This window comes from Geodermatophilus sp. SYSU D00710 (assembly GCF_054050195.1).
In genome coordinates this window covers 42,796-64,039 of sequence record NZ_JBJGYX010000002.1, presented here as the reverse complement: position 1 = coordinate 64,039, position 21,244 = coordinate 42,796, and the positions used below count along the sequence as shown (strand labels likewise).

At 76.2% G+C, this 21,244-nt stretch carries 21 protein-coding genes; 9 read left to right on the top strand and 12 right to left on the bottom strand.

Features of this window, described 5'->3' with window-relative positions; translation table 11 throughout:
- Nucleotides 1–65: 65 nt before the first annotated feature.
- The 7 genes from ACI78U_RS01350 to ACI78U_RS01320 form a co-directional block, all read right to left on the bottom strand.
- A complete protein-coding gene (locus tag ACI78U_RS01350; RefSeq protein ID WP_456873483.1) occupies nucleotides 66–563 on the bottom strand; it encodes a hypothetical protein in 498 nt (165 codons plus the stop codon).
- A gap of 366 nt (nucleotides 564–929) precedes the next feature.
- A complete protein-coding gene (locus tag ACI78U_RS01345) occupies nucleotides 930–2,789 on the bottom strand; it encodes a DUF222 domain-containing protein (protein WP_456873482.1) in 1,860 nt (619 codons plus the stop codon).
- 153 nt (nucleotides 2,790–2,942) lie between these two features.
- The gene (locus ACI78U_RS01340) at nucleotides 2,943–4,061 is read right to left on the bottom strand and encodes an NAD-dependent epimerase/dehydratase family protein (RefSeq protein ID WP_456873481.1); all 1,119 of its coding nucleotides are present in this window, start codon (nucleotides 4,059–4,061) and stop codon (nucleotides 2,943–2,945) included.
- 51 nt (nucleotides 4,062–4,112) lie between these two features.
- Nucleotides 4,113–5,402, bottom strand: a complete 1,290-nt coding sequence (locus ACI78U_RS01335) for an MFS transporter (protein WP_456873480.1) — start codon at nucleotides 5,400–5,402, stop codon at nucleotides 4,113–4,115.
- Entirely contained in the window at nucleotides 5,399–5,980 is a 582-nt protein-coding gene (locus ACI78U_RS01330) for a helix-turn-helix domain-containing protein (RefSeq protein WP_456873479.1), read from the bottom strand. Before ACI78U_RS01330 ends, ACI78U_RS01335 begins: the two co-directional genes overlap by 4 nt.
- Nucleotides 5,981–6,037: 57 nt before the next feature.
- A complete protein-coding gene (locus tag ACI78U_RS01325) occupies nucleotides 6,038–6,229 on the bottom strand; it encodes a hypothetical protein (RefSeq protein ID WP_456873478.1) in 192 nt (63 codons plus the stop codon).
- Nucleotides 6,230–6,388: 159 nt separating this feature from the next.
- Entirely contained in the window at nucleotides 6,389–7,234 is an 846-nt protein-coding gene (locus ACI78U_RS01320; protein WP_456873477.1) for an alpha/beta fold hydrolase, read from the bottom strand.
- Between the two features lie 59 nt (nucleotides 7,235–7,293).
- On the opposite strand from ACI78U_RS01320, the gene idi reads away from it, so the two are divergent.
- From idi to ACI78U_RS01300, 4 genes are all read left to right on the top strand, one after another.
- Nucleotides 7,294–7,839 (top strand): isopentenyl-diphosphate Delta-isomerase, encoded by a 546-nt coding sequence (gene idi / locus ACI78U_RS01315; RefSeq protein WP_456873476.1) that lies wholly within the window; start codon nucleotides 7,294–7,296, stop codon nucleotides 7,837–7,839.
- Nucleotides 7,840–7,926: 87 nt separating this feature from the next.
- Nucleotides 7,927–8,709: a polysaccharide deacetylase family protein gene (locus ACI78U_RS01310; protein ID WP_456873475.1), complete on the top strand. Its 783-nt coding sequence runs from the start codon at nucleotides 7,927–7,929 to the stop codon at nucleotides 8,707–8,709.
- Nucleotides 8,710–8,803: 94 nt separating this feature from the next.
- Nucleotides 8,804–9,577, top strand: a complete 774-nt coding sequence (locus ACI78U_RS01305) for an SDR family NAD(P)-dependent oxidoreductase (RefSeq protein WP_456873474.1) — start codon at nucleotides 8,804–8,806, stop codon at nucleotides 9,575–9,577.
- A 13-nt stretch (nucleotides 9,578–9,590) separates the two neighbouring features.
- Nucleotides 9,591–9,854 (top strand): hypothetical protein, encoded by a 264-nt coding sequence (locus ACI78U_RS01300; RefSeq protein ID WP_456873473.1) that lies wholly within the window; start codon nucleotides 9,591–9,593, stop codon nucleotides 9,852–9,854.
- A 44-nt stretch (nucleotides 9,855–9,898) separates the two neighbouring features.
- On the opposite strand, the gene ACI78U_RS01295 is transcribed toward ACI78U_RS01300, so the two are convergent.
- From ACI78U_RS01295 to ACI78U_RS01285, 3 genes are all read right to left on the bottom strand, one after another.
- A complete protein-coding gene (locus tag ACI78U_RS01295; protein WP_456873472.1) occupies nucleotides 9,899–12,283 on the bottom strand; it encodes a SpoIIE family protein phosphatase in 2,385 nt (794 codons plus the stop codon).
- A complete protein-coding gene (locus ACI78U_RS01290; RefSeq protein ID WP_456873471.1) occupies nucleotides 12,280–12,885 on the bottom strand; it encodes a biliverdin-producing heme oxygenase in 606 nt (201 codons plus the stop codon). Before ACI78U_RS01290 ends, ACI78U_RS01295 begins: the two co-directional genes overlap by 4 nt.
- Nucleotides 12,886–12,970: 85 nt before the next feature.
- Nucleotides 12,971–14,086 (bottom strand): helix-turn-helix domain-containing protein, encoded by a 1,116-nt coding sequence (locus tag ACI78U_RS01285; RefSeq protein ID WP_456873470.1) that lies wholly within the window; start codon nucleotides 14,084–14,086, stop codon nucleotides 12,971–12,973.
- A gap of 110 nt (nucleotides 14,087–14,196) precedes the next feature.
- Here ACI78U_RS01285 and ACI78U_RS01280 point away from each other — a divergent pair, with 110 nt between their 5' ends.
- On the top strand, nucleotides 14,197–15,126 hold the full coding sequence (locus tag ACI78U_RS01280; RefSeq protein ID WP_456873469.1) for a proline dehydrogenase family protein: 930 nt from the start codon (nucleotides 14,197–14,199) through the stop codon (nucleotides 15,124–15,126).
- Nucleotides 15,127–15,152: 26 nt separating this feature from the next.
- The gene (pruA, locus tag ACI78U_RS01275; protein WP_456873468.1) at nucleotides 15,153–16,778 is read left to right on the top strand and encodes an L-glutamate gamma-semialdehyde dehydrogenase; all 1,626 of its coding nucleotides are present in this window, start codon (nucleotides 15,153–15,155) and stop codon (nucleotides 16,776–16,778) included.
- Nucleotides 16,779–16,888: 110 nt separating this feature from the next.
- Here the strand turns inward: pruA and ACI78U_RS01270 are convergent, their stop codons facing one another.
- A complete protein-coding gene (locus ACI78U_RS01270; protein WP_456873467.1) occupies nucleotides 16,889–17,413 on the bottom strand; it encodes a DUF488 domain-containing protein in 525 nt (174 codons plus the stop codon).
- Nucleotides 17,414–17,497: 84 nt separating this feature from the next.
- Between ACI78U_RS01270 and ACI78U_RS01265 the strand changes: the two genes are divergently transcribed.
- A complete protein-coding gene (locus ACI78U_RS01265) occupies nucleotides 17,498–18,676 on the top strand; it encodes an MFS transporter (RefSeq protein WP_456873466.1) in 1,179 nt (392 codons plus the stop codon).
- Nucleotides 18,677–18,679: 3 nt separating this feature from the next.
- Here the strand turns inward: ACI78U_RS01265 and ACI78U_RS01260 are convergent, their stop codons facing one another.
- Nucleotides 18,680–19,111 (bottom strand): Lrp/AsnC family transcriptional regulator, encoded by a 432-nt coding sequence (locus ACI78U_RS01260; RefSeq protein ID WP_456873465.1) that lies wholly within the window; start codon nucleotides 19,109–19,111, stop codon nucleotides 18,680–18,682.
- Nucleotides 19,112–19,214: 103 nt separating this feature from the next.
- Here ACI78U_RS01260 and ACI78U_RS01255 point away from each other — a divergent pair, with 103 nt between their 5' ends.
- Nucleotides 19,215–20,252 carry an ornithine cyclodeaminase gene (locus ACI78U_RS01255; RefSeq protein ID WP_456873464.1) on the top strand — a complete coding sequence of 346 codons (1,038 nt, stop codon included), beginning with the start codon at nucleotides 19,215–19,217 and terminating at the stop codon, nucleotides 20,250–20,252.
- Entirely contained in the window at nucleotides 20,249–21,238 is a 990-nt protein-coding gene (gene ctlX / locus ACI78U_RS01250; protein ID WP_456873463.1) for a citrulline utilization hydrolase CtlX, read from the top strand. The genes ACI78U_RS01255 and ctlX overlap by 4 nt, the downstream gene beginning before the upstream one ends.
- Nucleotides 21,239–21,244: the final 6 nt, after the last annotated feature.

Sequence of the window (21,244 nt, the reverse complement as noted above, 5' to 3'; positions counted from 1 at the left end):
CCCGCTCGGGGACACGGCAAGGACTCTCGGGCTCCACGGGAGGCCGGTCGACGGGCCTGGCCCGGCTAGTAGCTGATGGTGCCCGAGAGCTTGACGATGGCCGCGCCGGCGGGCCGGGCGTTGCTGATCGAGAACCTGACGGTGCCTGTCAGCGTCCCCGTCACACCCTCATAAGCCCCTGTGCCCCCGATGACGACGCTCGTGAGGGTGCTGCGGCGCACCTCGATCGGACCGGGGAAGCACGCCGGCTCCGCGACGCACTCGCCGGGGCTGGACGTCTCTTCGAGGATGATCGTCCCATCGGCCAGGTAGATGGTCCGGATGTCACAGGTCCCGCCGCACCCGGCGCCGAACACGATCTCTGACGTCGCCCGGCCCAGCGGGATGACCTGACCGGACCCGCAGGAGGAGTCGGGGAAGGCCGGACAGTCCGTGTTCGGGTGAACCGGCTCCGCAAAGGTCATGCTCACGAACACGGTGGTCTGAGCGGCCGCAGCGGAAGCGGAGACGATCGGCGCCGCGAGCGCGAGGAGGAGGACCAGGAGGAACCGGAAACGGCGCATGGTGCCACTCCTCGAGGAGCCCGGCTGATGGTGCCGGGGCTGGTGCCCGTCCGAGGGCCGGGACTCTCCTACCGGGCGTCGAGGTGGTCAACGAGGACGTGCTCGAGCCGGTCGTCAGGTGCTCTCCCCGAGGCCGGCGATGGCGCGGCGGTCACCGCTCGCCCCAGCGCGATCCGTCTGCGCGACGGACCCAGCCCCGGCCGCGGCCCACTCACGCGCGACCGGGAGTGGACCGAGGCTCGGCATCGAGGTGCCGCTGCCGGCTCCCGCCCACGCCGGCTCTGGGACGTGTCACCACTCGGAGCCGAGTTCGACGCGACCCCCGGGCCTCCAGGACGCGGTGGCCCCGCGCCCGGCGGGGTTCCTCTAGTACGGCGGTGGGGTGGTGGTGGCGGTGAGGCCGGACGAGGTGGTGACGGTGAGGGTGCCGTCGGCGGCGAGGGTGTGTCGCCAGCCGGGGGCCTGGTGCTTGCCGCGGTGGTGGCCGGTGCAGTAGCCGGTGAGGTTGGCCGCGGCGGTGGGCCCGGCCGGCCAGGGAACGCTGTGGTCGAGCTCGCCGCCGCGGGGCACGCGGCGGCGGCAGCCGGGGAAGCGGCAGCGGCGGTCGCGGGCGCGGACGTGCCGGTCGAGGGCGGCGCCGGGCCGGTAGCCGGCGCCGGCGGCAGGGGCGCCGAGGCCGGTGCCGCTCTGGCGGGCGCGGTGCAGGGCAGGCAGGTCGGTGAGGGCCAGCAGCGCACCGCCGGCCGCGCCGGTGAGCGCGATCCGGGGCCGGTCGTCCAGCCCGCCGCCGCCGGTGGCGGCGAGCAGGGCGGCCAGCGTCTCCCGGGCCTGGTCGGTAGCCGCGGTGAGCTGAGTGAGGACGTCACTGGCGGCGGTGACCCGGCCGGCGGGACTCGCCGCCCAGGCGGCCTCGTCGGCGGCGTCGGCGCGCTGCGCGGTGGCCACCGTGCGGCGGGCGTGGCCCAGCGCGCGTTCGAGCCCGAGCAGCGCGGTGCCGGCGTCGTCCACGGCACGGTCGGCGCGGGCCCACCAGCCATCGGGCACGGGCGCGGCGGAGGTCGCGTCGAACGGTGCTGCGCAGTCGGCCGGCGGCGGCCCGGGATCCGGTGGCGGGTCATCGTCGACGTAGCAGGGTGGCGGCTCGGCGTCGAACTCGCCGGCCAGCACTCGGCGCTCCATCTCCTCCGACCACAGCGCGAAGTCCTCTTCCTCGCTCAGGACCGGACGCGCCGGCCCGCCGGGAGGAGCGGTGTCGGTCGGCTCGGTGTCGGTCGCGGCAGGGCCGGTGGTGGCGGGTGCGGCGTCGACCGGGTAGCCGGTGAGGGCGGCCAGCAGCGCGCGGACCAGCTCGGCGGGCACCACCTGCCCGTCGACCTCACACGGCTGATCCCCGCCCAACAGTGCGCCGACCGGGGCGACCACGGTCAGCGCCACCTGCACCGGCGGCAGACCGGTCTCGCCGGGCCGGAGCACCAGGTCGAGCAGGCAGTCGGCCATCTTCTGCCCGCGGGTGCGCGTGTCCGCCGGATCGGTGGGCAGCGCGTCGGCGTGGGCGCCCAGGGTCGCGACGAGGGCGTGCGCCTCTGGGGTGGTCAGCAGCGCCGAGACCACACTCATCCCGGCGGTGCGATCCGGGCGGACGGTGACGCCGCGCTGCTCGAGTGCCCGGTCCAGGTCGCGGGCGGCGTCGCGGGCGTTGTGCCGGGCGACCACGCGACGCACCCGGTCGCCCAGCTGCGCCGGGGTGGTCACCTGGTGCCGGGTGGCCACCCAGGCGAGCAGTTCGGCCTCCATGCGGGCGCGCAGCGCGTCATCGGCGATCGGGGCCACGTGCTCGAGGAGGCACCACAGGTGCCCGGCGTGCAGCAACCCGGACTCCAGCGCACCGAGCACCCGGGGCAGCCGGTGCACCAGGGTCAGCGACCGCGCCAGCTCCTCCTCGGCGCGTTGCGCGGTGAGGTCCAACGCGATCGACAACTCGTGCGCGGCCCACTCGCTGACCGGCCGCAGCACCTCGGCCCGGGCCGCCCACCGCTCGGCTGACATGGAGCCGGGCTCCCCGGGCTGCCGGTCGACGGAGGCGGGACGGGTGGCGGCGAAGGCCGCGATCGCCCGGTAGCGCCGCGCCGTCTGCCGGGACGCCTCCCGGTCGGCGGCCTGGACCTCACCCAGCGGCCCCGACGCCCACCCCACTGGGGGCTCGTCGACCGCCGGCGTTTCCGTCACAGATTCGATCATACGTTCGAACAGCTGAGTGGGCAAGTCCTGTGGACGGCGGATCTGCAGGTGAGGCGTCTGGTCCCGCGCGGCCACGGCGTCCGACGGCGCCCGGCTGCGGCCCGGTGCCGGAGTGACGAAACCCGGACCGGGCAGAGCCGCTCAGTCCGGACGGCGGTTCGGCACGTTGGCCGGGTCGCCGGCCGGGTCGTACTCGCGGCCGCCCGTGGGGGACAGCAGCGGCCCCGGCGCACCCTCACCGCGGCCGAGGGCGGTGACGAACTGGCGCAGGACGTCGTCCCCACGGTGGGCCGGCTGCCAGTCCAGCTGCGTGCGCGCGCGGGTGGTGTCGAGCACCGGCGACCGGAGGCCCAGGTCGAGCCAGCCGGGCTCGGTGGGGACGACGTGCGCGCGGAAGGCCGCCGTCAGCCCGGTCCGGACCAGCACCGCCGGGACGGGGATCCGCGTGGTGCCCAGCGCGCGGGCGATCCCGTCGGCGTCGAGCGCCGGGTCGGCGGAGACGTTGAACGGTCCCGGGACGCGCCGGTCGAGCATGCGGGTGATCGCGTCGGCGAGGTCGTCGGCGTGGACGAAGCCGACCCGCAGCGACGGCAGCGGCAGGGGCAGGACGGAGGCGATCTGCCCGGGCACCAGGCGCACCGCGCCGAACACCAGCGGGCCGAGGAAGTAGCGGCCGATCTCGCTGGCCGCCTCCGGCTGGAGCACCAGCGTCGGCCGGACGACGGTCAGCGTGACGTCGGACCGCCGGCCGACGACCTCGCGCACGACCCGCTCGGCCTCGGACTTCTGCCGGCTGTACTGCGAGCTCGGGATGCCGGTCACCGGCCAGTCCTCGGTGACCGGACGGTCGCCGCCGCCCGCCGCGTAGGCCCCCAGCGAGGACATGTGCACCACGTGCTGCACGCCGGCGGCCACCGCGGCGCGCATGACCCGGCGGGTGCCGTCGACGTTGGCCTTCCGCAGCTCGTCGGACCGCCGCCCCGGCTGCAGCACCCAGGCCAGGTGGACGACGGCGTCGACGTCCTCGAGCAGGTTGGTCAGCGCCTGCTCGCTGCTGGTGTCCCCGAGGTCGGCGGTGTACCAGGTGACCGACGAGTACGGCTCCCGGTCCGGCGGCTCCCGGCGGGCCAGCCCGCGGACCTCGGCCACGCCGCTGCCGGGAGCGGTCAGCCGCCGCAGGAGCGCGGTGCCGACGTTGCCGCTCGCGCCGGTGACGGCGACCTTGAGGCCCTGCAGATGCGCCTGGGGGAGCTCAGCCATGTCCCGCCGCTACCCCCGGTGGCCGTGCGCAACCCGACGGGGTGCGTCACATCAGCGCACCGCCGGCGCCGGCACCGCGTCCGGCGCCGCGAGCTCCTCGTCCCGCGGGCGCAGCCCGAGGGAGACCGCGGCGATGAGGAGCAGCGCGGCCGCCCCGGCGAGGAAGCCGGCCGGCAGGCCGGCGGCGTCGGCCAGGCGGGGCAGCAGCAGGCTGCCGAGGCCGCCACCGACCATGAGCGCGAGCGACTTGGCCGACACCGTCGTCGACCGCTGGGGGGCGCTCACCTGTTCGTGCAGCAGCGCCTGGCGCAGCGGCCAGCCGGCGCCGTTGGCCAGGTAGAAGACGACGAACGCGGCGGCGGCGACCGCCACGTGCCCGGCCACCGCGACCGCGGCGACGGCGAGCGCGCCGAGCACCGCGGTGACCAGGCTGGCCCAGGCCACCGAGCCCCGGGCGAGCCGGCGGACGGCGGGTGCCAGCAGGGCGCCCAGCCCGGCGGCGGCGAACGAGGCGGCCATGACCACCCCGTACACCGCTGCCCCGCGGTCGAGGCCGCCGCCGAGCTCGGCGAACCACAGCGGGCCCAGCACCTCGAGGGTGGTCAGCGCCGTGCCGGTCAGGAACGAGATGGCCAGCAGCCGGCGCAGGACGCGGTGCCGCGCGGCCAGCCGCACGGTGTCGCGGACCACCACCGGCACCTCCCGGACCCCGCCGGCCAGGGCGCGCAGCCCGCCCGAGGTCGCCGTCGGCAGGGGGACGACGAGCGCGAGGACGGCGACCACCGACACCGCGACCAGCGCCGCGGCCAGGAGCAGCGGCAGCACGAGCGCGGCGCTGCCCCGGCCCTCGGCCAGCAGCGGCAGCGCCCCGCCGAGCGCGGCGCCCAGGGCCAGCCCCAGGCCGTCGGCGGCGCCGGCTCGCGACAGGCCCGACGCCGGGTCGGCGTCGGGGTCCGCGGCGTGCACGGTGTCGACGTACCAGGCCTCCAGCGGGCCGGAGTCCAGTGCCCGCGACGCGCCCTGCAGCCCCCACGCCAGGGCGAACAGCGGCACGGAGTCCGCGGCGGCCATCGTGAGCAGCGACGCGGTGCCCAGCAGCCCGGACAGGACCAGGACCGGCCGGTGCCCGATCGCGTCGGCGAGCCCGCCGGTCGGCAGCTCCAGCACCAGCGTGACCACCGAGTAGACGGCCAGCACCAGCCCGATGTCGGCGGGGGAGAGCCCGCGCGACGAGGCCAGCAGCACCGTGACCGGCGCCGAGATGCCGACCGGCAGCCAGCGCAGCGCGGTGAGCCCGACGAACCGCCGGCCGGCCGAGTGCACCGACAGCGGAGCCCTCACGCCGGGTCCTCGGTCAGCGGGAACAGGTCGAGCAGGACGTGCACGAGCGGCTCGCCCGGCTCCTCGCGCTCGGCGCGCCAGCGCGCCAGCACCCCGTTGAGCTCCTCGGTCAGCTCCCGGACGGCGGCGGGGGACAGGTGCAGCGCCCAGTCGTTGAGCGAGACGGCGTCGCGCCAGACGTCGTCCAGCGACTCCCGCTGCTCGGCGTGCGCGGCGAGCACACGCCGCTGCCGCCCCAGCGACTGGTGGGTGAGCTCCTCGAGGACCTCGCGGCCGCCGGGCTGGTCGACGAGGTCCTCGGTGCGCCAGCGGGTGCTGCGGTGCCGGGCCCGCCACCAACGCTCCCGCGCGGTCCCCTCGCCGGCCACCTCCTCGACGAAGCCGAGGGCGGCGAGCTGGCGCAGGTGGTAGCTGGTGGTGCCGCTGCTCTCGCCCAGCCGCTGTCCCAGCCGGGAGGCCGTCGACGGGCCCTCCGAGCGCAGCAGGGCGAGCAGGCCGGTGCGCAGCGGGTGGGCCAGCGCGCGCAGCGTCCGCGGGTCGGTGACGTCGACGACGGCTTCGGGCGGGAGTTCGGTCACGCCCTCAGACTAAGATGCAGAGACCTCTTTGCAAAGAGGTCTCTGCATCATCGTCCGTCATCCGTCGGAGTCCTCGCCGTCGGTGGCGTCCTCGACCTCCTGCTCGGCCTCGTCCACGCCCTCCTCGACCTCCTGCTCCACCCCGTCGTCGACGACGTCGGAGCCGCAGGCGGCGGTGACCGGCGAGAGGGCGAGCGCGAGGCCGACGGCGGCCAGGCGCCAGCGGCGGCGGGTGGTGGTGGTCGACATGGCTGCTCCTCCTGTTCCGGAACGTTCCCGGGAGGGGTGCCCGCCCGGGCGGTCGGCCATGCCCCGCGGCCCCGGGGCCACCGCACGGGGGGACAGCTCGCGGTCGTGATCGGCGCGGGTCGGGCCGTGTCCCGACGAGGTGACCCTCCGCGGCGGTGGTCAGCGAGCGGCGCCGACCGCCGTCCGGACGTGCTCGACCACCAGCTCGGCGGTGCGCTCGGCGGCCAGCTCCGGGATCCAGTGCGGCACGCCGTCGAGCACCTCGAGCCGGTAGGGCCCGGTGACGTGGCGACGGGTCATGGCGGTGGCGGCCGGCCCGAGGAAGGCGTCGCCGGTGCTCCACACGTGCAGGGTCGGCACGGACACCCGCCCGACGCCGTCCCGCGCGGCGAGCGGGATGGCCCGGTACCAGCCGAGCGCGGCCGAGAGCGCGCCCGGCTCGCGCATCCGGTCGACGTAGCGGGCGACGGCGTCGGGGGGCAGGCCGCCGTTCTCGAGGACGCCGCGCAGCGCGGCGCCGTCGCGGGTGAGCAGCAGCCGCTCGGGCACCACCGGCACCTGGAAGGCGGCCATGTACGACGAGCGCAGCCCCTGGTCGCTGGTGAGCACCGCCCGGCCGGCCGCGGCCGGGTGCGGGGTGGACAGCGCCGTCAGCGTGCGCACCCGGTCGGGGTGCCAGGCGCCCAGCGCCCAGGCCACGGCGCCGCCCCAGTCGTGGCCGACGACGTGTGCGCTCTCCAGCCCGGCGGCGTCGAGCAGCGCCAGGACGTCGCCGGTGACCGCGCGCAGCCGGTAGGAACCGCGCCCGCTCGGCCGGGCGCCGGGGCTGTAGCCGCGCTGGTCGAGCGCGAGGGTGCGCAGGCCGGCGTCGTGCAGCAGCGGCGCCATCCGGTCGAAGGCCGTGCAGTCCTGGGGGAAGCCGTGGAGGAGCACCACGGGCTCGCCGTCGGGCGGGCCGCCGTCCTGGACGTCGAAGGTGAGGCCGTCGTTCTGGAACTGCCGCATGCCCCCTTCCCTGCCCGGGGGAGGTGTGCCGGAACCGCGCACCGGGGGAGGATGGGCCGGTGACGGTGACCGCAGCGGAGCTGATCGTGCTCGTCGACGACGACGGGACGCCCATCGGCACCATGCCCAAGCCGCTGGTGCACCACGGCGAGACGCCGCTGCACCGGGCCTTCTCGGCCTACCTGTTCGCCGACGACGGCCGGCTGCTGGTCACCCGCCGTGCGGCGGACAAGCAGACCTTCCCCGGCATGTGGACCAACACCGTCTGCGGCCACCCCGGTCCCGGGGAGGACGACGCCGCCGCGATCGCCCGCCGCGCGTCCCAGGAGCTCGGGCTGCAGGTGGCCGACCTGCGCCCGGCGCTGCCCGGGTACCGCTACCGCGCCGAGTTCCGCGGCGTGGTGGAGAACGAGGTCTGCCCGGTCTACCTCGGCCGCTACACCGGCACGCCCGACCCCGATCCCCGCGAGGTGGGCGAGTGGGAGCTGCTCGGATGGGCCGAGTTCCGGCGCCGGCAGGAGGAGTCCGAGCGCGACGCCTGGTCCCCGTGGTGCCGCGAGCAGGCCCGGCTCATCGAGCAGGCGGGCCTCGTCGCGGCGACGTAGTCGGCAGGCCACGGAGCGTGGCGGGCACGCGAGCGGGCTGGTGTCGCTGACCGGGACGCGCCGGGGCCCCCTCCTAGCGTCCGGCGCGTGGACCGCCGGGGCTTCCTGTACCTGCTCGCCGCCGGGCTCACGGGTGCCGCGGTGGGGCGCGGCGCGGCCGGTCTCGACCTCGCGCAGCCCGCCCCCGCGCCCGCGCGGACGCCGGCTCCGGCGACCCCCAGCGGCCCGGGCGGCATCGTCGCCGTCCCCGCTCCGCACGGCGTGGTCGAGGAGCTGCCCGGCACCGGCCCGCAGATCGCGCTGACCATCGACGACGGCAGCAACGGCGAGGTGGTCGCCGCCATGGTCACCCTCTGCCGCGAGACCGGCACCCGGCTGACGTTCTTCCCCAACTGCTCCTACCGGACGTGGGGCGACAACGCCCGCGACCTGTGGCCGCTCATCGAGTCCGGGCAGGTCGCCTTCGGCAACCACACGTGGTCGCACCCCGACCTGACCACCCTCTCCGACGCCGACGTCGCCGAGGAGCTGCGCCGCAACCAGGACGCCATGCGCCGCACCCTCGGCGTCGCGGAGACGCCGTTCTGGCGGCCGCCCTTCGGCTCGCACGACGAGCGGGTCGACGCCATCGCCGCCGACGTCGGCCACCCGACGACGGTCATGTGGAACGGCACCTTCGACGACGGCCGGGTGGTCTCCGCCGAGGGGCTGATGGCCGCCGCGCACCAGTGGTTCGCGGCGCGGGCGATCATCGTCGGCCACGCCAACCAGCCGGCGATCACCACCGTGTTCGACCAGCTGCTGGCCCTCGTCGAGAGCCGGCAGCTGGTGACGGTCACCCTCGCCGACGCCTGGTCCGCCCCGGCCTGACCCGCTCCGACCTGCGGGCGGGACCGACCTCCGCGAGAGTGGCCGGGGACGCGAGACGTGATCACGGCCGACCGGCCGGAGGACGGAGGAACGGGTGGCAGGGGAGCTCAAGGGCCGCGTGGCGCTGGTCACCGGCGGGGCGAGCGGGCTGGGCCGGGCGACGTGCGTGTCGCTGGCCGAGGCCGGCGCGCACGTCGTCGTCGCCGACATCGACCCCGACGGCAGCGCGCGGACCCGCGAGCTGGTCACCGACGCCGGGGGCAGCGCCGACGTCGTCGCCCTGGACGTGACCGACGACGCCGCCCGCCGCGCGGTGGTGGCGCAGCTGTTCGAGCAGCACGGCGACGCCTTCGACGTGCTGGTCAACGTGGCCGGCATCGACCGCCCGGGCTACGTCACCGACATCGACCTCGACGACTACCGCCGGGTCATGGCCGTCAACTGCGAGGGCCCCGTCTTCCTGACCAGCGAGTTCGTGAAGCGGGTTCAGCACCTGCCCGAGGGCCGCACCGCCGACGTGGTGCACGTCGTGTCGCTGTCGGCGATCACCTCGGGCAGCGGCGCGATCGCCTACAACGGCTCCAAGGCCGGCTTCCTCAACGCCACCCGCTGCATCCAGCGCGAGCTGCGGGAGAAGGCCGTGCAGCTCCCCGACGGCGGCGAGCGGCCCTTCCCGTGCCGGGTGCAGGCGGTCATCCCCGCGGCGATGGACACCCCGATGATGGAGCAGTGGGGGATCCCGGGGCACTTGATGATGCCGCCGTCCGCGGTCGCCGACACGGTGCGCACGCTGCTGCTGCTGCACCCCTCGGCGTTCGTGCCGGAGATGCAGATCGTGCCGCGGCTCGAGCCGAACTTCCCCCGCTGAGGAGGGTCGAGCGATGACCGGACCGGACGACGTCCCCGACAGCGGCATGGCCTCCGGCAGCGACGCCGGCGAGCCCGGGGATCGCCTCGGCAGGGGCGACCTGCGGCCCGACGAGGAGCAGCTGCTCGCCCAGCTCCAGCGGGGCGTCGACGACGCGGCCCCCGCGGGCGGTGACGCGGAGCTGCGGGCGGCCGAGGACGAGGTCCCGCTGCCCGCCGACGGCGGCACGCAGGACGACGGCCTGGATGCCCGCTTCTCCGACACCGACGGGGGCTGAACCGGCCCCGGACGTGCACCGGGCACTTCCGCGGACGTGCCCGGTCAGGACCCCGAGAGGCGGACCGCGACCAGCGCGACGTCGTCCTCGGCACCCTCGGGCACCAGCCGCTCGAGGACGCCGTCGCAGACCTCCTCGACCGGCCGGCCGCGCAGGTCGGCCAGGGCGTGGGCCAGCCGGTCGACGCCGTCGTCGAAGCCCTCGTCGCGGCGCTCGACCAGCCCGTCGGTGTAGAGCAGCAGTGTCGAGCCGGGCTCGAGGAGCACCTCGGCGTCGGTGCGGGGCGCCCCGGGGTGTACCCCGAGCAGCAGGTCGGCCCGCCCGGCGGCGAGCACGCGGGCGCTGCCGTCGGGGCCGGCGACCAGCGGCGGCAGGTGCCCGGCGCTCGACCAGCGCAGCCGCGCGCCGCCGCCGGCGGGCTCGAGCCGGCCGACGAGCACGGTGGCCATGGCGGCGAGGTCGAGCCCCTCGATCGCGGCGTCGAGCCGGGACAGCACCCGGGCGGGGCTGTCGCCGTTGTCGAACGCGATGCCCCGCAGCAGCCCGCGCAGCTGCGCCATGCAGGCGGCGGCCTGCACGTCGTGGCCGACGACGTCGCCGATGACCAGCATCGTGGCGCCGTCGGGCTGGCTGAACGCGTCGTACCAGTCGCCGCCGACCTGCGCCTCGCGGGTGGCGGGCACGTAGCGCACGCCCACCTCGACGCCGGCGGGCGACGGCGGCTCGGACAGCAGGCTGCGCTGCAGGGTCTCCGCGGCGCGCACGATGCTGCGGGAGCGGGCGTAGAGGGCCTCGAGCAGGTGGCCGCGCAACTCGCGGACCTCGGCGCGCGCCTGCGGTGTCCACGGGAACGAGCGGTCCCGGACGGTCTCCCGCCACCGGTCGAAGCTCTTGCGGGGGCTGAGCCGGACGTCGTCGCCCTCCCGCTGGGCGAGCGCCTTCTCGTGCGGGGCGCCGCCCCAGTCGACGTGCCGCACGGCCTCGCGCCGGTGCCACAGCACGTACTGGCCCTCCGGCAGGGGCAGGACGAGCACGCCGCAGGCGACGTCGACCGGGACGCCGAGCCCGGGCGCCTCCCGCTGCAGGGAGTCGGTGGCCACGACCTCGTCACCGCGCGCCGCGGCCCAGCCCACCAGCCGCTCGACGACGGCGGCCGGCAGCTCCTCGCCCGCGCTCCCGGTGGCGTCCTGCAGCGCGACGGTGACGCCGTCGGCAGGCAGCACGTCGAGCAGGCTGGGCCTGCCCAGGAGGGTGTCGACGAGCGGGCGGTCCTCGTCGAGCGTCGCCGCGGTCAACCAGGCCAGCGTGGAGCGCACCCGCAGTGCCCGGTGCACCTCCTCCTCGGCGGTGCGGTCGACCAGTCGCAGCGACAGCGTCGAGCCGAGGAACTCCGCCGCGGCGCGGGTGGCGAACGGCGGCTGGTGCGGGCCGGAGTAGTGGTGGCAGGCGATGAGCCCCCACAGCCGGCCGTCGCGCAGCAGCGAGATCGACATCGAGGCCCGCACGCCCATGTTGTGCAGGTACTCGAGGTGGATGGGGGAGACGCTGCGCAGCGTCGAGTACGTGAGGTCCAGCGGGCGGCCGGTGGCCGGGTGGGCGGTGGGCCGGATCGGGCTGGGGACGTAGTCGACGTCGCTGATCAGCCGCAGCCAGTTCTTCTCGTACAGGGCCCGGGCCTGGGCCGGGATGTCGGAGGCGGGGTAGTGCAGGCCGAGGAACGAGCCGAGGTGCCCCGCCTTCGCCTCGGCGACGACCTCGCCGTTGTAGTCGGCGTCGTAGCGGTAGACCATCACGCGGTCGAAGCCGGTCAGGTCGCGCACCGCCCGCGCGGTGGTGTCGTAGAGCTCCTGCAGCGTCGCCGCCCGGTTCAGCTCGGCGACCGTGCCGCGCACCGCCTGGTAGGTGTTCGGGAAGGAGAACGGCCGCGGCCCGCGCGCCGGCTCCAGCTCCACGACCAGGTTGGTCACGGGCGCGTCCCCGCCGGCCGGCTGCCCGTGCCCGTCGCGGGCGCCGGCCAGCACCGCCCGGTGCAGGATCGCGTCGACCGGCACCGGGTCGCCGTCGACGTCGAGGGTCACCTCCACCGGGTTGCGCTCGCGGAGGTCGCCGAACGCGCTGGCCGAGCGGACGACCGCCTCGGCCGGGGCGACGCCCAGGACGTCGGCCAGCGGCCGTCCGAGGGCGTCGGACCACGCGACCCCGGTCAGCTCGGCGAGGTTCTCCGAGGCCTGGACGACCACCAGGTCGGGCTCGCTCACGGCCAGCAGTGCCCCGCGCGGCTGGACGCTGCCCGGGACGTGGATCGGCTCGCGCGCGCAGTTGTCCAGGTCGACCGCCTCGCCGGGCCCCAGCCAGGCGACCTCCTCGCCGGCGGTGGCCTCGACGTCACGGGCGTGGACGCCGCCGGCGCGGGCGCCGACGTCGGTCACGCGGGGACCCCGGGCCGGGCGGCGGGCGCGCACCAGTCGGCCAGGACGGCGAAGGTCCCGCGGGCGGCCGCGACGACGCGGTGGGCGTCCCCGTGGCCGGCCACGTGCCGGCGGGTGGTGCGCCGGAAGGCCGCCCACATCGCGCCGGTGTCCTCGCCGTAGGGGCTGAAGCAGCGCAGTCGGGGCAGCCCGGGCACGCCGGCCAGGTGGCGGTCGATGAACGCGCCGCCGAGCGTGGAGCCCTCGAGGACGTAGAGCCGGCCCAGGGCGGCACCGGTGTCGGGGACGTCCGGCAGCGCGGGGCGCTCCGTGCCGGGAGCCGCGCCGAGCGCGTGCAGGTCGGCGGCGTAGAGGGCGGCCCGCCGCCGGCGGTCCCAGTCCAGGGCCGCGGCGTCACCGGGGCACCGGGCCGCCCAGGCGTCGAGGCCGGCCTCGGCGGCGCGCCAGAAGGAGTGCAGCAGCCCCAGCACCTCGACCAGCCGGTCCCGGTCCAGGTGGGGGTCCACCAGCCCGAGCGCGGTCTCCACCCGCTCGTGCTCCACGGCGGTGGCCGTGCGGAGGTCCCGGAGGACGTCGCCGGCGCCGCCCGCGTCTCGAGGCAACGCCTCTCCTCCCGCAGCCATCAGCCACCCGAGGGTAGGTCAGCGCCGGTGCGCCGTCGCGGCGGGACGGGTGCTCTGTGCAACCTCATCCCAGGCGGGCGCGGCGCAGCGAGGCGTGCACCAGCAGCCGGGTGTCACCGTCGGCGAGGTCCAGCCCCGTCAGGGCGGTGATCCGGCCCAGCCGGGAGTACAGCGTCTGCCGGTGGATCCCCAGCGCGGCCGACGTGCGGGCGGCGCTGCCGGCCGCGTCCAGGTAGGCCTCGGCGGTGGCGGCCAGTGCCGGCTCGGCGAGCAGCGGCGCCACGGCGGGGTCCGGGCCGGGCAGCGCCGCGGCGGCCCGCCAGCCGCCGAGCCCGGACCAGGCGGCCACCGGCGCCAGCCGGGGGACGACGGCGGCGACCGCGGCGGCCGCCCGTGCCTGCGCCCAGCGGCCGGGCAGGCCGTCGACCCCCGGCGCCGGGTCGGACACCCCCGCGGTGCTGCCCGCGGGCAGCCGGGCGAGCAGGGGTCCCACCGCGGCGCAGGCCGCGCGCGCGTCGGCCGCCCGCGGCAGCCGCACGGCGACGGCGACCTCGCTGCGCCCGCCGGCGCCCTCCAGCACCGCCGCGCCCGCGGGGAGGCGGCGGTCCCGCGGCAGCGCGCCGCCGGGCGGGCGCAGCGCCACCAGGGCCACCGCGGCGCCGGCGAACCGGGCGGCCAGCACGGCGCCGGCCTGCTCCCGCCCGGCTCCGGACCCAGCGCCCAGCACGGCCGCCAGCGCCGTCGCGAGGTCGTCGTCCGCGCGCCGCCGGGCCAGCAGCTCCCCGGCGCGGGCGGCGAGGTCGAGCGCCGCGGCCAGCGCGGGGTCGCCGGTGCCCGCGGGGTCGGTGCGGCCGCCGTCGAGCAGCCACAGGTAGCCGAGGGTGCGGCCCTCGTGCCGGACCGGCAGCAGCAGGCGGGTGAGGATGCCGGCGTCGGGGTCGGCGGGCGTGCGCAGCGGCCCCTGCGCCCGGGCGATGCCGAGGTCCTCGAACCAGCGGCGGGTCGCCGGCGTGGAGCCGCGGCCGAGGATCGAGCGGGTGCGGACGGCGTCCATGGCGGTGCCGTCGTCGAGCGGGTGCGCGGCGAAGGCCAGCAGCGTGAAGTCGGTGTCCTCGAGCGTCGCGGGCGCGCCGAGCAGCCGGGCCACCTCGTCGACGACGTCCTGCAGGTCGTCGCGCATCGTACGAATGTATGACGCGGCGACGTACGACTGTCCCTGGCGGCTGGCCCGGGGGGTCCTTAGCGTCGGCACCGGACGCTGGTGTCCGGACGGGACGGAGGTCGGTTCAGGTGCTCTCCACGAAGACCGTGCTGCTGGAGGCCTCGCGGCGCCCGGCGCTGCGCCGCGCGCTGGTGGGCACGCCGGTCACCCGGAAGGTGGTCGAGCGGTTCGTGGCCGGCGAGACGCTGCCGGAGGCGCTGGCCGTCGTCACCCGCCTGACCGGTGAGGGCATCGCGGTGACCCTCGACCACCTCGGCGAGGACGTGACCGACCCGGAGGAGGCCCGCGGCACCCGCGACGCCTACCTCGCGCTGCTCGACGGGCTGGCGCCGCTGGGCCTCGGTGCCGACGCGGAGGTGTCGGTCAAGCTCTCCGCCTTCGGGCAGGCGCTGCCCGGCGGCCACGACGTCGCGCTGGAGCTGGTCCGGCCGGTGGTCGAGCGGGCCACCGCGATCGGCACGACGGTCACCCTCGACATGGAGGACTCCTCGACCGTCGACTCCACCCTGGCGATCCTGGCCGAGCTGCGCCGCGACCACCCGGGCACCGGTGCGGTGCTGCAGTCGGCGCTGCGTCGCACCGAGGACGACGCCCGGGCGCTGGCGGTGCCCGGCTCACGGGTGCGGCTGGTCAAGGGCGCCTACGACGAGCCGGCCTCGGTCGCCTTCCGCGACCGCCGGGACGTGGACGCCGCCTACGCCCGCTGCCTGGGCATCCTCATGCGCGGGCCGGGGTACCCGATGGTCGGCAGCCACGACCCGGCGATGGTCGACCTCGCGCAGCGGCTGGCTGCCGAGTACGGCCGGGCCGCCGACTCGTGGGAGGTGCAGATGCTGCACGGCATCCGCGTCGACGAGCAGCGCCGGCTGGCCGCGGCCGGCACCCGCGTGCGCGCCTACGTGCCCTACGGCGTCGACTGGTACGGCTACTTCGTCCGCCGGCTGGCCGAGCGCCCGGCCAACCTGCGCTTCTTCCTGCGCGCCCTCGTCACCCGCTGACCCCTTCTCCCCCCCGGAGGCATGCCGTGGACGGCATCACCCGCGTCCCCCCGCCGCACAACGAGCCGGTGCTCACCTACGCCCCCGGCTCCCCGGAGCGCGCCGCGCTCGAGACCCGCCTCGCGGAGCTGGCCGCCGAGCCGCTGGAGCTGACCGCGACCATCGGCGACAAGCAGCGCATGGCCGGCGGCGAGCGCTTCGACGTCGTCCAGCCGCACCGGCACGCCGCCGTGCTCGGCACCTCGGCGCACGCCACGCACGCCGACGCCACCGAGGCCGTGGCCGCCGCCAAGGCCGCCGCCCCGGCCTGGCGCGACCTGTCCCTCGACGACCGCGCCGCGGTGTTCCTCAAGGCCGCCGACCTGCTCGCCGGGCCGTGGCGGCAGACGCTGAACGCCGCGACGATGCTCGGCCAGTCGAAGACCGCCTACCAGGCCGAGATCGACAGCGCCTGCGAGCTGGTCGACTTCTGGCGCTGGAACGTGCACTTCGCCCGCGAGGTCGTGTCCGCCCAGCCGGTGTCCTCGCCGGGCGTGTGGAACCGCAGCGACCACCGTCCGCTCGAGGGCTTCGTCTACGCGGTCACGCCGTTCAACTTCACCGCGATCGCCGGCAACCTGCCGACCGCGCCGGCGCTCATGGGCAACACCGTCGTGTGGAAGCCCGCCCCCACCCAGCAGTTCGCCGCCCACTTCGTCATGCGGCTGCTGGAGGAGGCCGGCCTGCCCCCGGGCGTGATCAACATGCTGCCCGGCGACGGCATCCCGGTGTCCGAGGTGGTGCTCGCCGACCGCGACCTCGCCGGCATCCACTTCACCGGGTCGACCCCGGTGTTCCAGCACCTGTGGCGGACGGTGGGCGAGAACATCGCCCACTACCGCGGCTACCCGCGCGTCGTCGGCGAGACCGGCGGCAAGGACTTCGTCGTCGCCCACCCCTCGGCCGACGTCGACGTGCTGCGCACCGCGCTGGTCCGAGGCGCGTTCGAGTACCAGGGGCAGAAGTGCTCCGCCGCCTCGCGCGCCTACGTGCCGCGGTCGGTGTGGGCCCGGCTGCGCGACGACCTGGTCGACACCACCGAGTCGCTGTCGATGGGCGACGTCACCGACTTCTCGAACTTCATGGGCGCGGTGATCGACCGGAAGTCGTTCTCGAAGCTGTCCGGCGTCATCGACCGGGTCGACGACGACCCGGCCCTGTCGATCGTCGCCGGTGGCCAGAAGGACGACTCCGAGGGCTTCTTCGTCCGGCCGACGGTCATCGAGGGCACCGACCCCGGGCACGAGGTGTTCACCACCGAGTACTTCGGCCCGATCCTAGCCGTGCACGTCTACGACGACGCCGACTACGACACCGTGCTGACCCAGATGGAGTCGGCGGCGCCCTACGCGCTGACCGGCGCGGTCATCGCCCAGGACCGGGCGGCCATCGCGCACGCCCAGCGGGTGCTGCGGTTCGCGGCCGGCAACTTCTACGTCAACGACAAGCCCACCGGCGCCGTCGTCGGCCAGCAGCCCTTCGGCGGCGGCCGCGCGAGCGGCACCAACGACAAGGCCGGCGCGGCGCAGAACCTGCAGCGCTGGACCTCGACCCGGTCGATCAAGGAGACGTTCGTCCCGCCGACCGACCACCGCTACCCGCACATGGGGTGACCGCGACGATCAGGTGACCTGATCGTCGGGCGTCCTCCCTCACGTCCCACCGTGGGGGAGGACGCCGCACGGTGGGGGAGGACGCCGCGCCGCTCGGCCGGGCACGTCGCTCAGCCCGGCCAGTGCAGCAGGCCGTCGTCGCCGAGGACGGCGCCGGCGGACGGGGTGTGCGGGGCGAGCCGGCCGTCGGGCATGAGGTGGTCCACCGCGACGCCGCGGGCGAGGACGGCGACGTCGGCGACGATCCGCCGGTGGCAGCGCCACCACACGCTCTCGCTGCACATGACCGCGACCGGGCCCGCCGCCGCCTCGGTCAGCACGTCGTCGAGCGCGGCGGCGAACTCGGCCGTGCGGGTGTGGACCGCGTAGGCCGCGAACTGCGCGACGGTCCACCAGCCGTCCTCGACCGGCTCGCCCGGGGGCAGCCGGCGCCGCCCGCCCAGCCGTGGCTCCCAGCGGTAGCCGATGCCGGCGGCCGGCAGCCACTCCTCGAGCGCCTCCCGCCGCACGTCGGGGTTGTTGCGGCTGCCCGGGAACCGCCGGACGTCGACCACGCACCCGACCCCCGCCGCGGCCAGCCGGGCGCCGAGGCGGGCGCGGTCGTCGGGCCCGTGGCCCACGGTCAGCAGCGGCACCCGCACTGCCTACCCGGTCCGGCGCACCCGCCCGGTGCCGGTCATGCTCGTGGGTCGGGCACCGCGCCCGCGGAGAGGAACGGGATGGTCGAGAGCACGACGCGGGACCGGACGTCGCTGTGGCGGCTGCCGGCGATGCGGGCACTGGTCGGCGCGACGGGACTCGGCTTCGCCGGGTACTGCCTGACGCTGGCCTCCCTCCCGGCCTACGCGGTCGCGGGCGGCGCCTCCGCCGACACCGCCGGCGTGGTCACCGCCGTGTTCCTGCTCGTGACCGTCGCCGGGCAGTCGGCCGTGCCCGCGCTCACCGCCCGCCACGGCCTCGGCCCGGTGCTCGCCGGCGGGCTGCTGCTCCTCGGCGCCCCCTCACCGCTCTACGTCCTCGACGACGGCGTGCTGTGGCTGTCGGCGGTGTCGGCGGTGCGCGGTGCCGGCTTCGCGGTGCTGACCGTGCTCGGGGCGGTGCTCGCGGCCCAGGTCGCCCCGCCCGGCCGCCGCGGCGAGTCCATCGGCCTGTACGGACTGGCCATCGCGGTGCCCAACCTGCTCGCCGTCCCCGCGGGCGTGGCGCTGGTGCTCGACGGGCACGCCGCCTGGTTGGCCTGGCTGGCCGCCTCCCCGGTGCTCGCCCTGCCGCTGGTGCCCGGGCTCGCCCGCACCGTGCACTGGGAGGGTGCCGCCGGCGGCTCCTCGCGGGCGGCGGTGCGCGCCGCGCTGGCGCCGTCGGCGGTCCTGCTGCTGGTCACCCTCGCCGGCGGCGGCCTGATGACCTTCCTGCCGATCGAGCGCCCCGACGGCGCCCTCGCCACGACGGGCCTGCTCCTGTTCGGGGTCACCGGCGCGCTGTTCCGCTGGCGCGCGGGCCTGCTCGCCGACCGGGTCGGCACCCGCCGGCTGCTGCCGGTGGCCCTGGTCGTCGGCGCGACCGGGCTCGGCGCGGTGGCACTGGGCCTGGGCCCGCTGGAGGCCCGCACGGGCGACGCCGTCGTGCTCGCCGGGGCCGCCGTCTTCGGGGCCGGCTACGGCGCGGTGCAGAACCTGACGCTGGTCACCGCCTTCGCCCGCGCGGGGGAGGGCGGGTCGACGGCGGCCAGCGCGCTGTGGAACGCCGCCTTCGACGCGGGTACCGCGGCCGGAGCGCTGGCCCTCGGCCTGGTCGCCGCGGGCCTGGGCCTGCCCGGGACCTACGTGCTGGTCGCGGGCGTGCTGCTCGCCGGACTGCCGCTGGCCCGCGTCGCGACCCGTCCGGCCCGCGCGGCCTGACGGTCAGCGCAGCACGGAGGTCAGCAGCAGGCTGGTCTGGCTGTTGATGATCCCGGGCACCGACCGGATCCGGTTGAGCAGCCGGTCGAAGGCGACCAGGTCGGTGGTGCGGTGCTCGGCCACCAGGTCCCAGGCGCCGTTGGTCGAGTGCATCGACTCGATCTCCGGGAAACCGCGCAGCCGCCGGATGACCTCGTCGGTGGAGCGGCCCTCGACCTCGACGAGCGACACCGCCCGCACGCCGCCGGCCGCGGCCTCGTCGCGAACCCGCACGGTGAAGCCCACGATCACGTCGTCGGCCACCAGCCGGTCGAGGTGGCTGGTCACCGTCGCGCGGGTGACGCCCAGCCGCCGGGCGAGCTCGGCCACCGGGGCCCGGCCGTCCTCGCGCAGCGCCGAGAGCAGCCGCCGGTCGAGGTCGCTGAGGTCGGCCATGTACAGACCGTACAGCGGCGCCGCTCAGGTCGTATGACCCGCGAGCATGACGCGCGCTCCCTGCTCATTGTGTGTACAGATCGCCAAGTCATACCGTTTCCGTATGACCATGTTCGTCGACGTGCGCAACATGGTCCGCTGGACCGCAGAGACCGGCCCCCAGCGGATCATCGACGGGATGTCCCGCTACATCGAGGACGACTTCCGCCGCTGGGAGTCCTTCGACAAGATCGCCCGGGTCGGCAGCCACACGCCCTTCGGCGTGATCGAGCTGATGCCCACCAGCGACGGCGAGACCTACGCCTTCAAGTACGTCAACGGTCACCCGAGCAACCCCGCCCGCGGCTTCCAGACCGTCAGCGCCTTCGGCGCGCTGGCCGACGTGTCCAACGGCTACCCGGTGTTCCTCGCCGAGATGACGCTGCTGACCGCGCTGCGCACCGCCGCGACCTCGGCCATGGTCGCCCGCCACCTCGCCCGGCCCGACTCGACCACGCTCGCGCTCATCGGCGCCGGCAGCCAGTCGGAGTTCCAGGCGCTGGGCATGCGCGCGGCCCTCGGCATCAACGACGTCGCCGTCTGGGACACCGACCCCGCGGCCATGGACAAGCTCGTCCGCAACCTCGAGCCGCTCGGGTTCAGCGTGCGCGTCGCCCGCTCCGCCCAGGACGCCGTCCGCGGCGCCGACGTCGTCACCACCTGCACCGCCGACAAGGCCCGCGCCACCGTGCTGTCCACCGAGTGGGTGGAGCCGGGCATGCACCTCAACGCCATCGGCGGCGACTGCCCCGGCAAGACCGAGCTCGACCCGGCCATCCTGCTGCGCGAGGACACCGACGTCTTCGTCGAGTTCCCCCCGCAGACCTGGATCGAGGGCGAGATCCAGGCCATGCCCCGGGACTTCCCGGTCATCGAGCTGTGGGAGGTCGTCACTGGCCGCCGGCCCGGGCGGACCTCCGCGGAGCAGGTCACCCTCTTCGACTCGGTCGGCTTCGCGATCGAGGACCTCTCGGCGCTGCGCTACGTGCGCGACGCGGTGCGCGGCACCCCGTGGGTCGACGACATCGACCTCGTGGCCGAGCCCGAGGACCCCAAGGACCTGTTCGGGATGGTCGCGGCGCTCACGCCGATCCCCTCGTGACGGCGCCGGACCTCTCCGGCCAGGCACCCGCCGCGGTCGTCCTGGTCCGGCCCCACGCCTTCCAGCCCAACCCGCAGACGCTGGCCGACAACGCCTTCCAGGCCGCGGAGGTCGGTGAGGGCCCCGCCGTCCTCGCCCGCCGCGCGCACGACGAGGTGACCGCGCTGGCCGATGCGCTCACGGGCGTGGGGGTGCGGGTGCACCTGTTCGACGACCCCGAGCCCGACCGGCCCGACAGCGTCTTCCCGAACAACTGGCTGTCGACCCACGCCGACGGGCGGGTCGCGCTGTTCCCGATGTACGCGGCCAACCGCCGCCGGGAGCGGCGCGGCGACGTCGTCGAGTTCCTCAAGGCGGCCTACCGGGTGCACGAGGTGGTCGACCTGTCCGGCCTCGAGCACGACGGCGTCTTCCTCGAGGGCACCGGCGCGATGGTGCTCGACCACGTGCACCGGGTCGCCTACGTCGCGCGCTCGCGGCGGGTCGACCCGGTCGCGCTGGAGCGCTTCTGCCGCGTCTTCGGCTACGAGCCGGTCGTCTTCGACGCCGTCGACGCCGCGGGGCGCCCGATCTACCACACCAACGTGATGATGAGCGTCGGCGGCGAGTACGCGCTGGTGGCCCTGGAGATGCTGCCCTCGGCCGCCGAGCGGGAGCAGCTGTGCACCCGGCTGGCCGCGGGCGGGCGCACCGTCGTGCCGCTGACGGCCCGGCAGATCGGCGAGTTCGCCGGCAACGCCATCGAGGTGCTCGGCAGCGACGGGCCGGTGCTGGCGTTGTCGGCTCGCGCGGCGGCGAGCCTGGACACCGGCCAGCGGCGGCTGATCGAGGCCTCGGCCCGACTGCTGCCGGTCGCGGTGCCCACCGTCGAGCTGGCCGGCGGGTCGGTGCGTTGCATGATCGCCGGCGTGCACCTCGAGGCCCGGACCGCCGCCGTCCCGGCGCTGTCCCGGGCCGCGGACGACGCGGCGCCGGTCCCCGTCTAGGCGCGG

What these genes read in the sequence shown, in the direction of transcription:
- ACI78U_RS01350 (WP_456873483.1), bottom strand. Translation starts at nt 563, where the DNA reads ATGCGCCGTTTCCGGTTCCTCCTGGTCCTCCTCCTCGCGCTCGCGGCG.
- ACI78U_RS01340 (WP_456873481.1), bottom strand. Translation starts at nt 4,061, where the DNA reads ATGGCTGAGCTCCCCCAGGCGCATCTGCAGGGCCTCAAGGTCGCCGTC.
- ACI78U_RS01325 (WP_456873478.1), bottom strand. Translation starts at nt 6,229, where the DNA reads ATGTCGACCACCACCACCCGCCGCCGCTGGCGCCTGGCCGCCGTCGGC.
- ACI78U_RS01320 (WP_456873477.1), bottom strand. Translation starts at nt 7,234, where the DNA reads ATGCGGCAGTTCCAGAACGACGGCCTCACCTTCGACGTCCAGGACGGC.
- ACI78U_RS01300 (WP_456873473.1), top strand. Translation starts at nt 9,591, where the DNA reads ATGACCGGACCGGACGACGTCCCCGACAGCGGCATGGCCTCCGGCAGC.
- ACI78U_RS01285 (WP_456873470.1), bottom strand. Translation starts at nt 14,086, where the DNA reads ATGCGCGACGACCTGCAGGACGTCGTCGACGAGGTGGCCCGGCTGCTC.
- ACI78U_RS01265 (WP_456873466.1), top strand. Translation starts at nt 17,498, where the DNA reads ATGGTCGAGAGCACGACGCGGGACCGGACGTCGCTGTGGCGGCTGCCG.
- ACI78U_RS01260 (WP_456873465.1), bottom strand. Translation starts at nt 19,111, where the DNA reads ATGGCCGACCTCAGCGACCTCGACCGGCGGCTGCTCTCGGCGCTGCGC.
- ACI78U_RS01255 (WP_456873464.1), top strand. Translation starts at nt 19,215, where the DNA reads ATGACCATGTTCGTCGACGTGCGCAACATGGTCCGCTGGACCGCAGAG.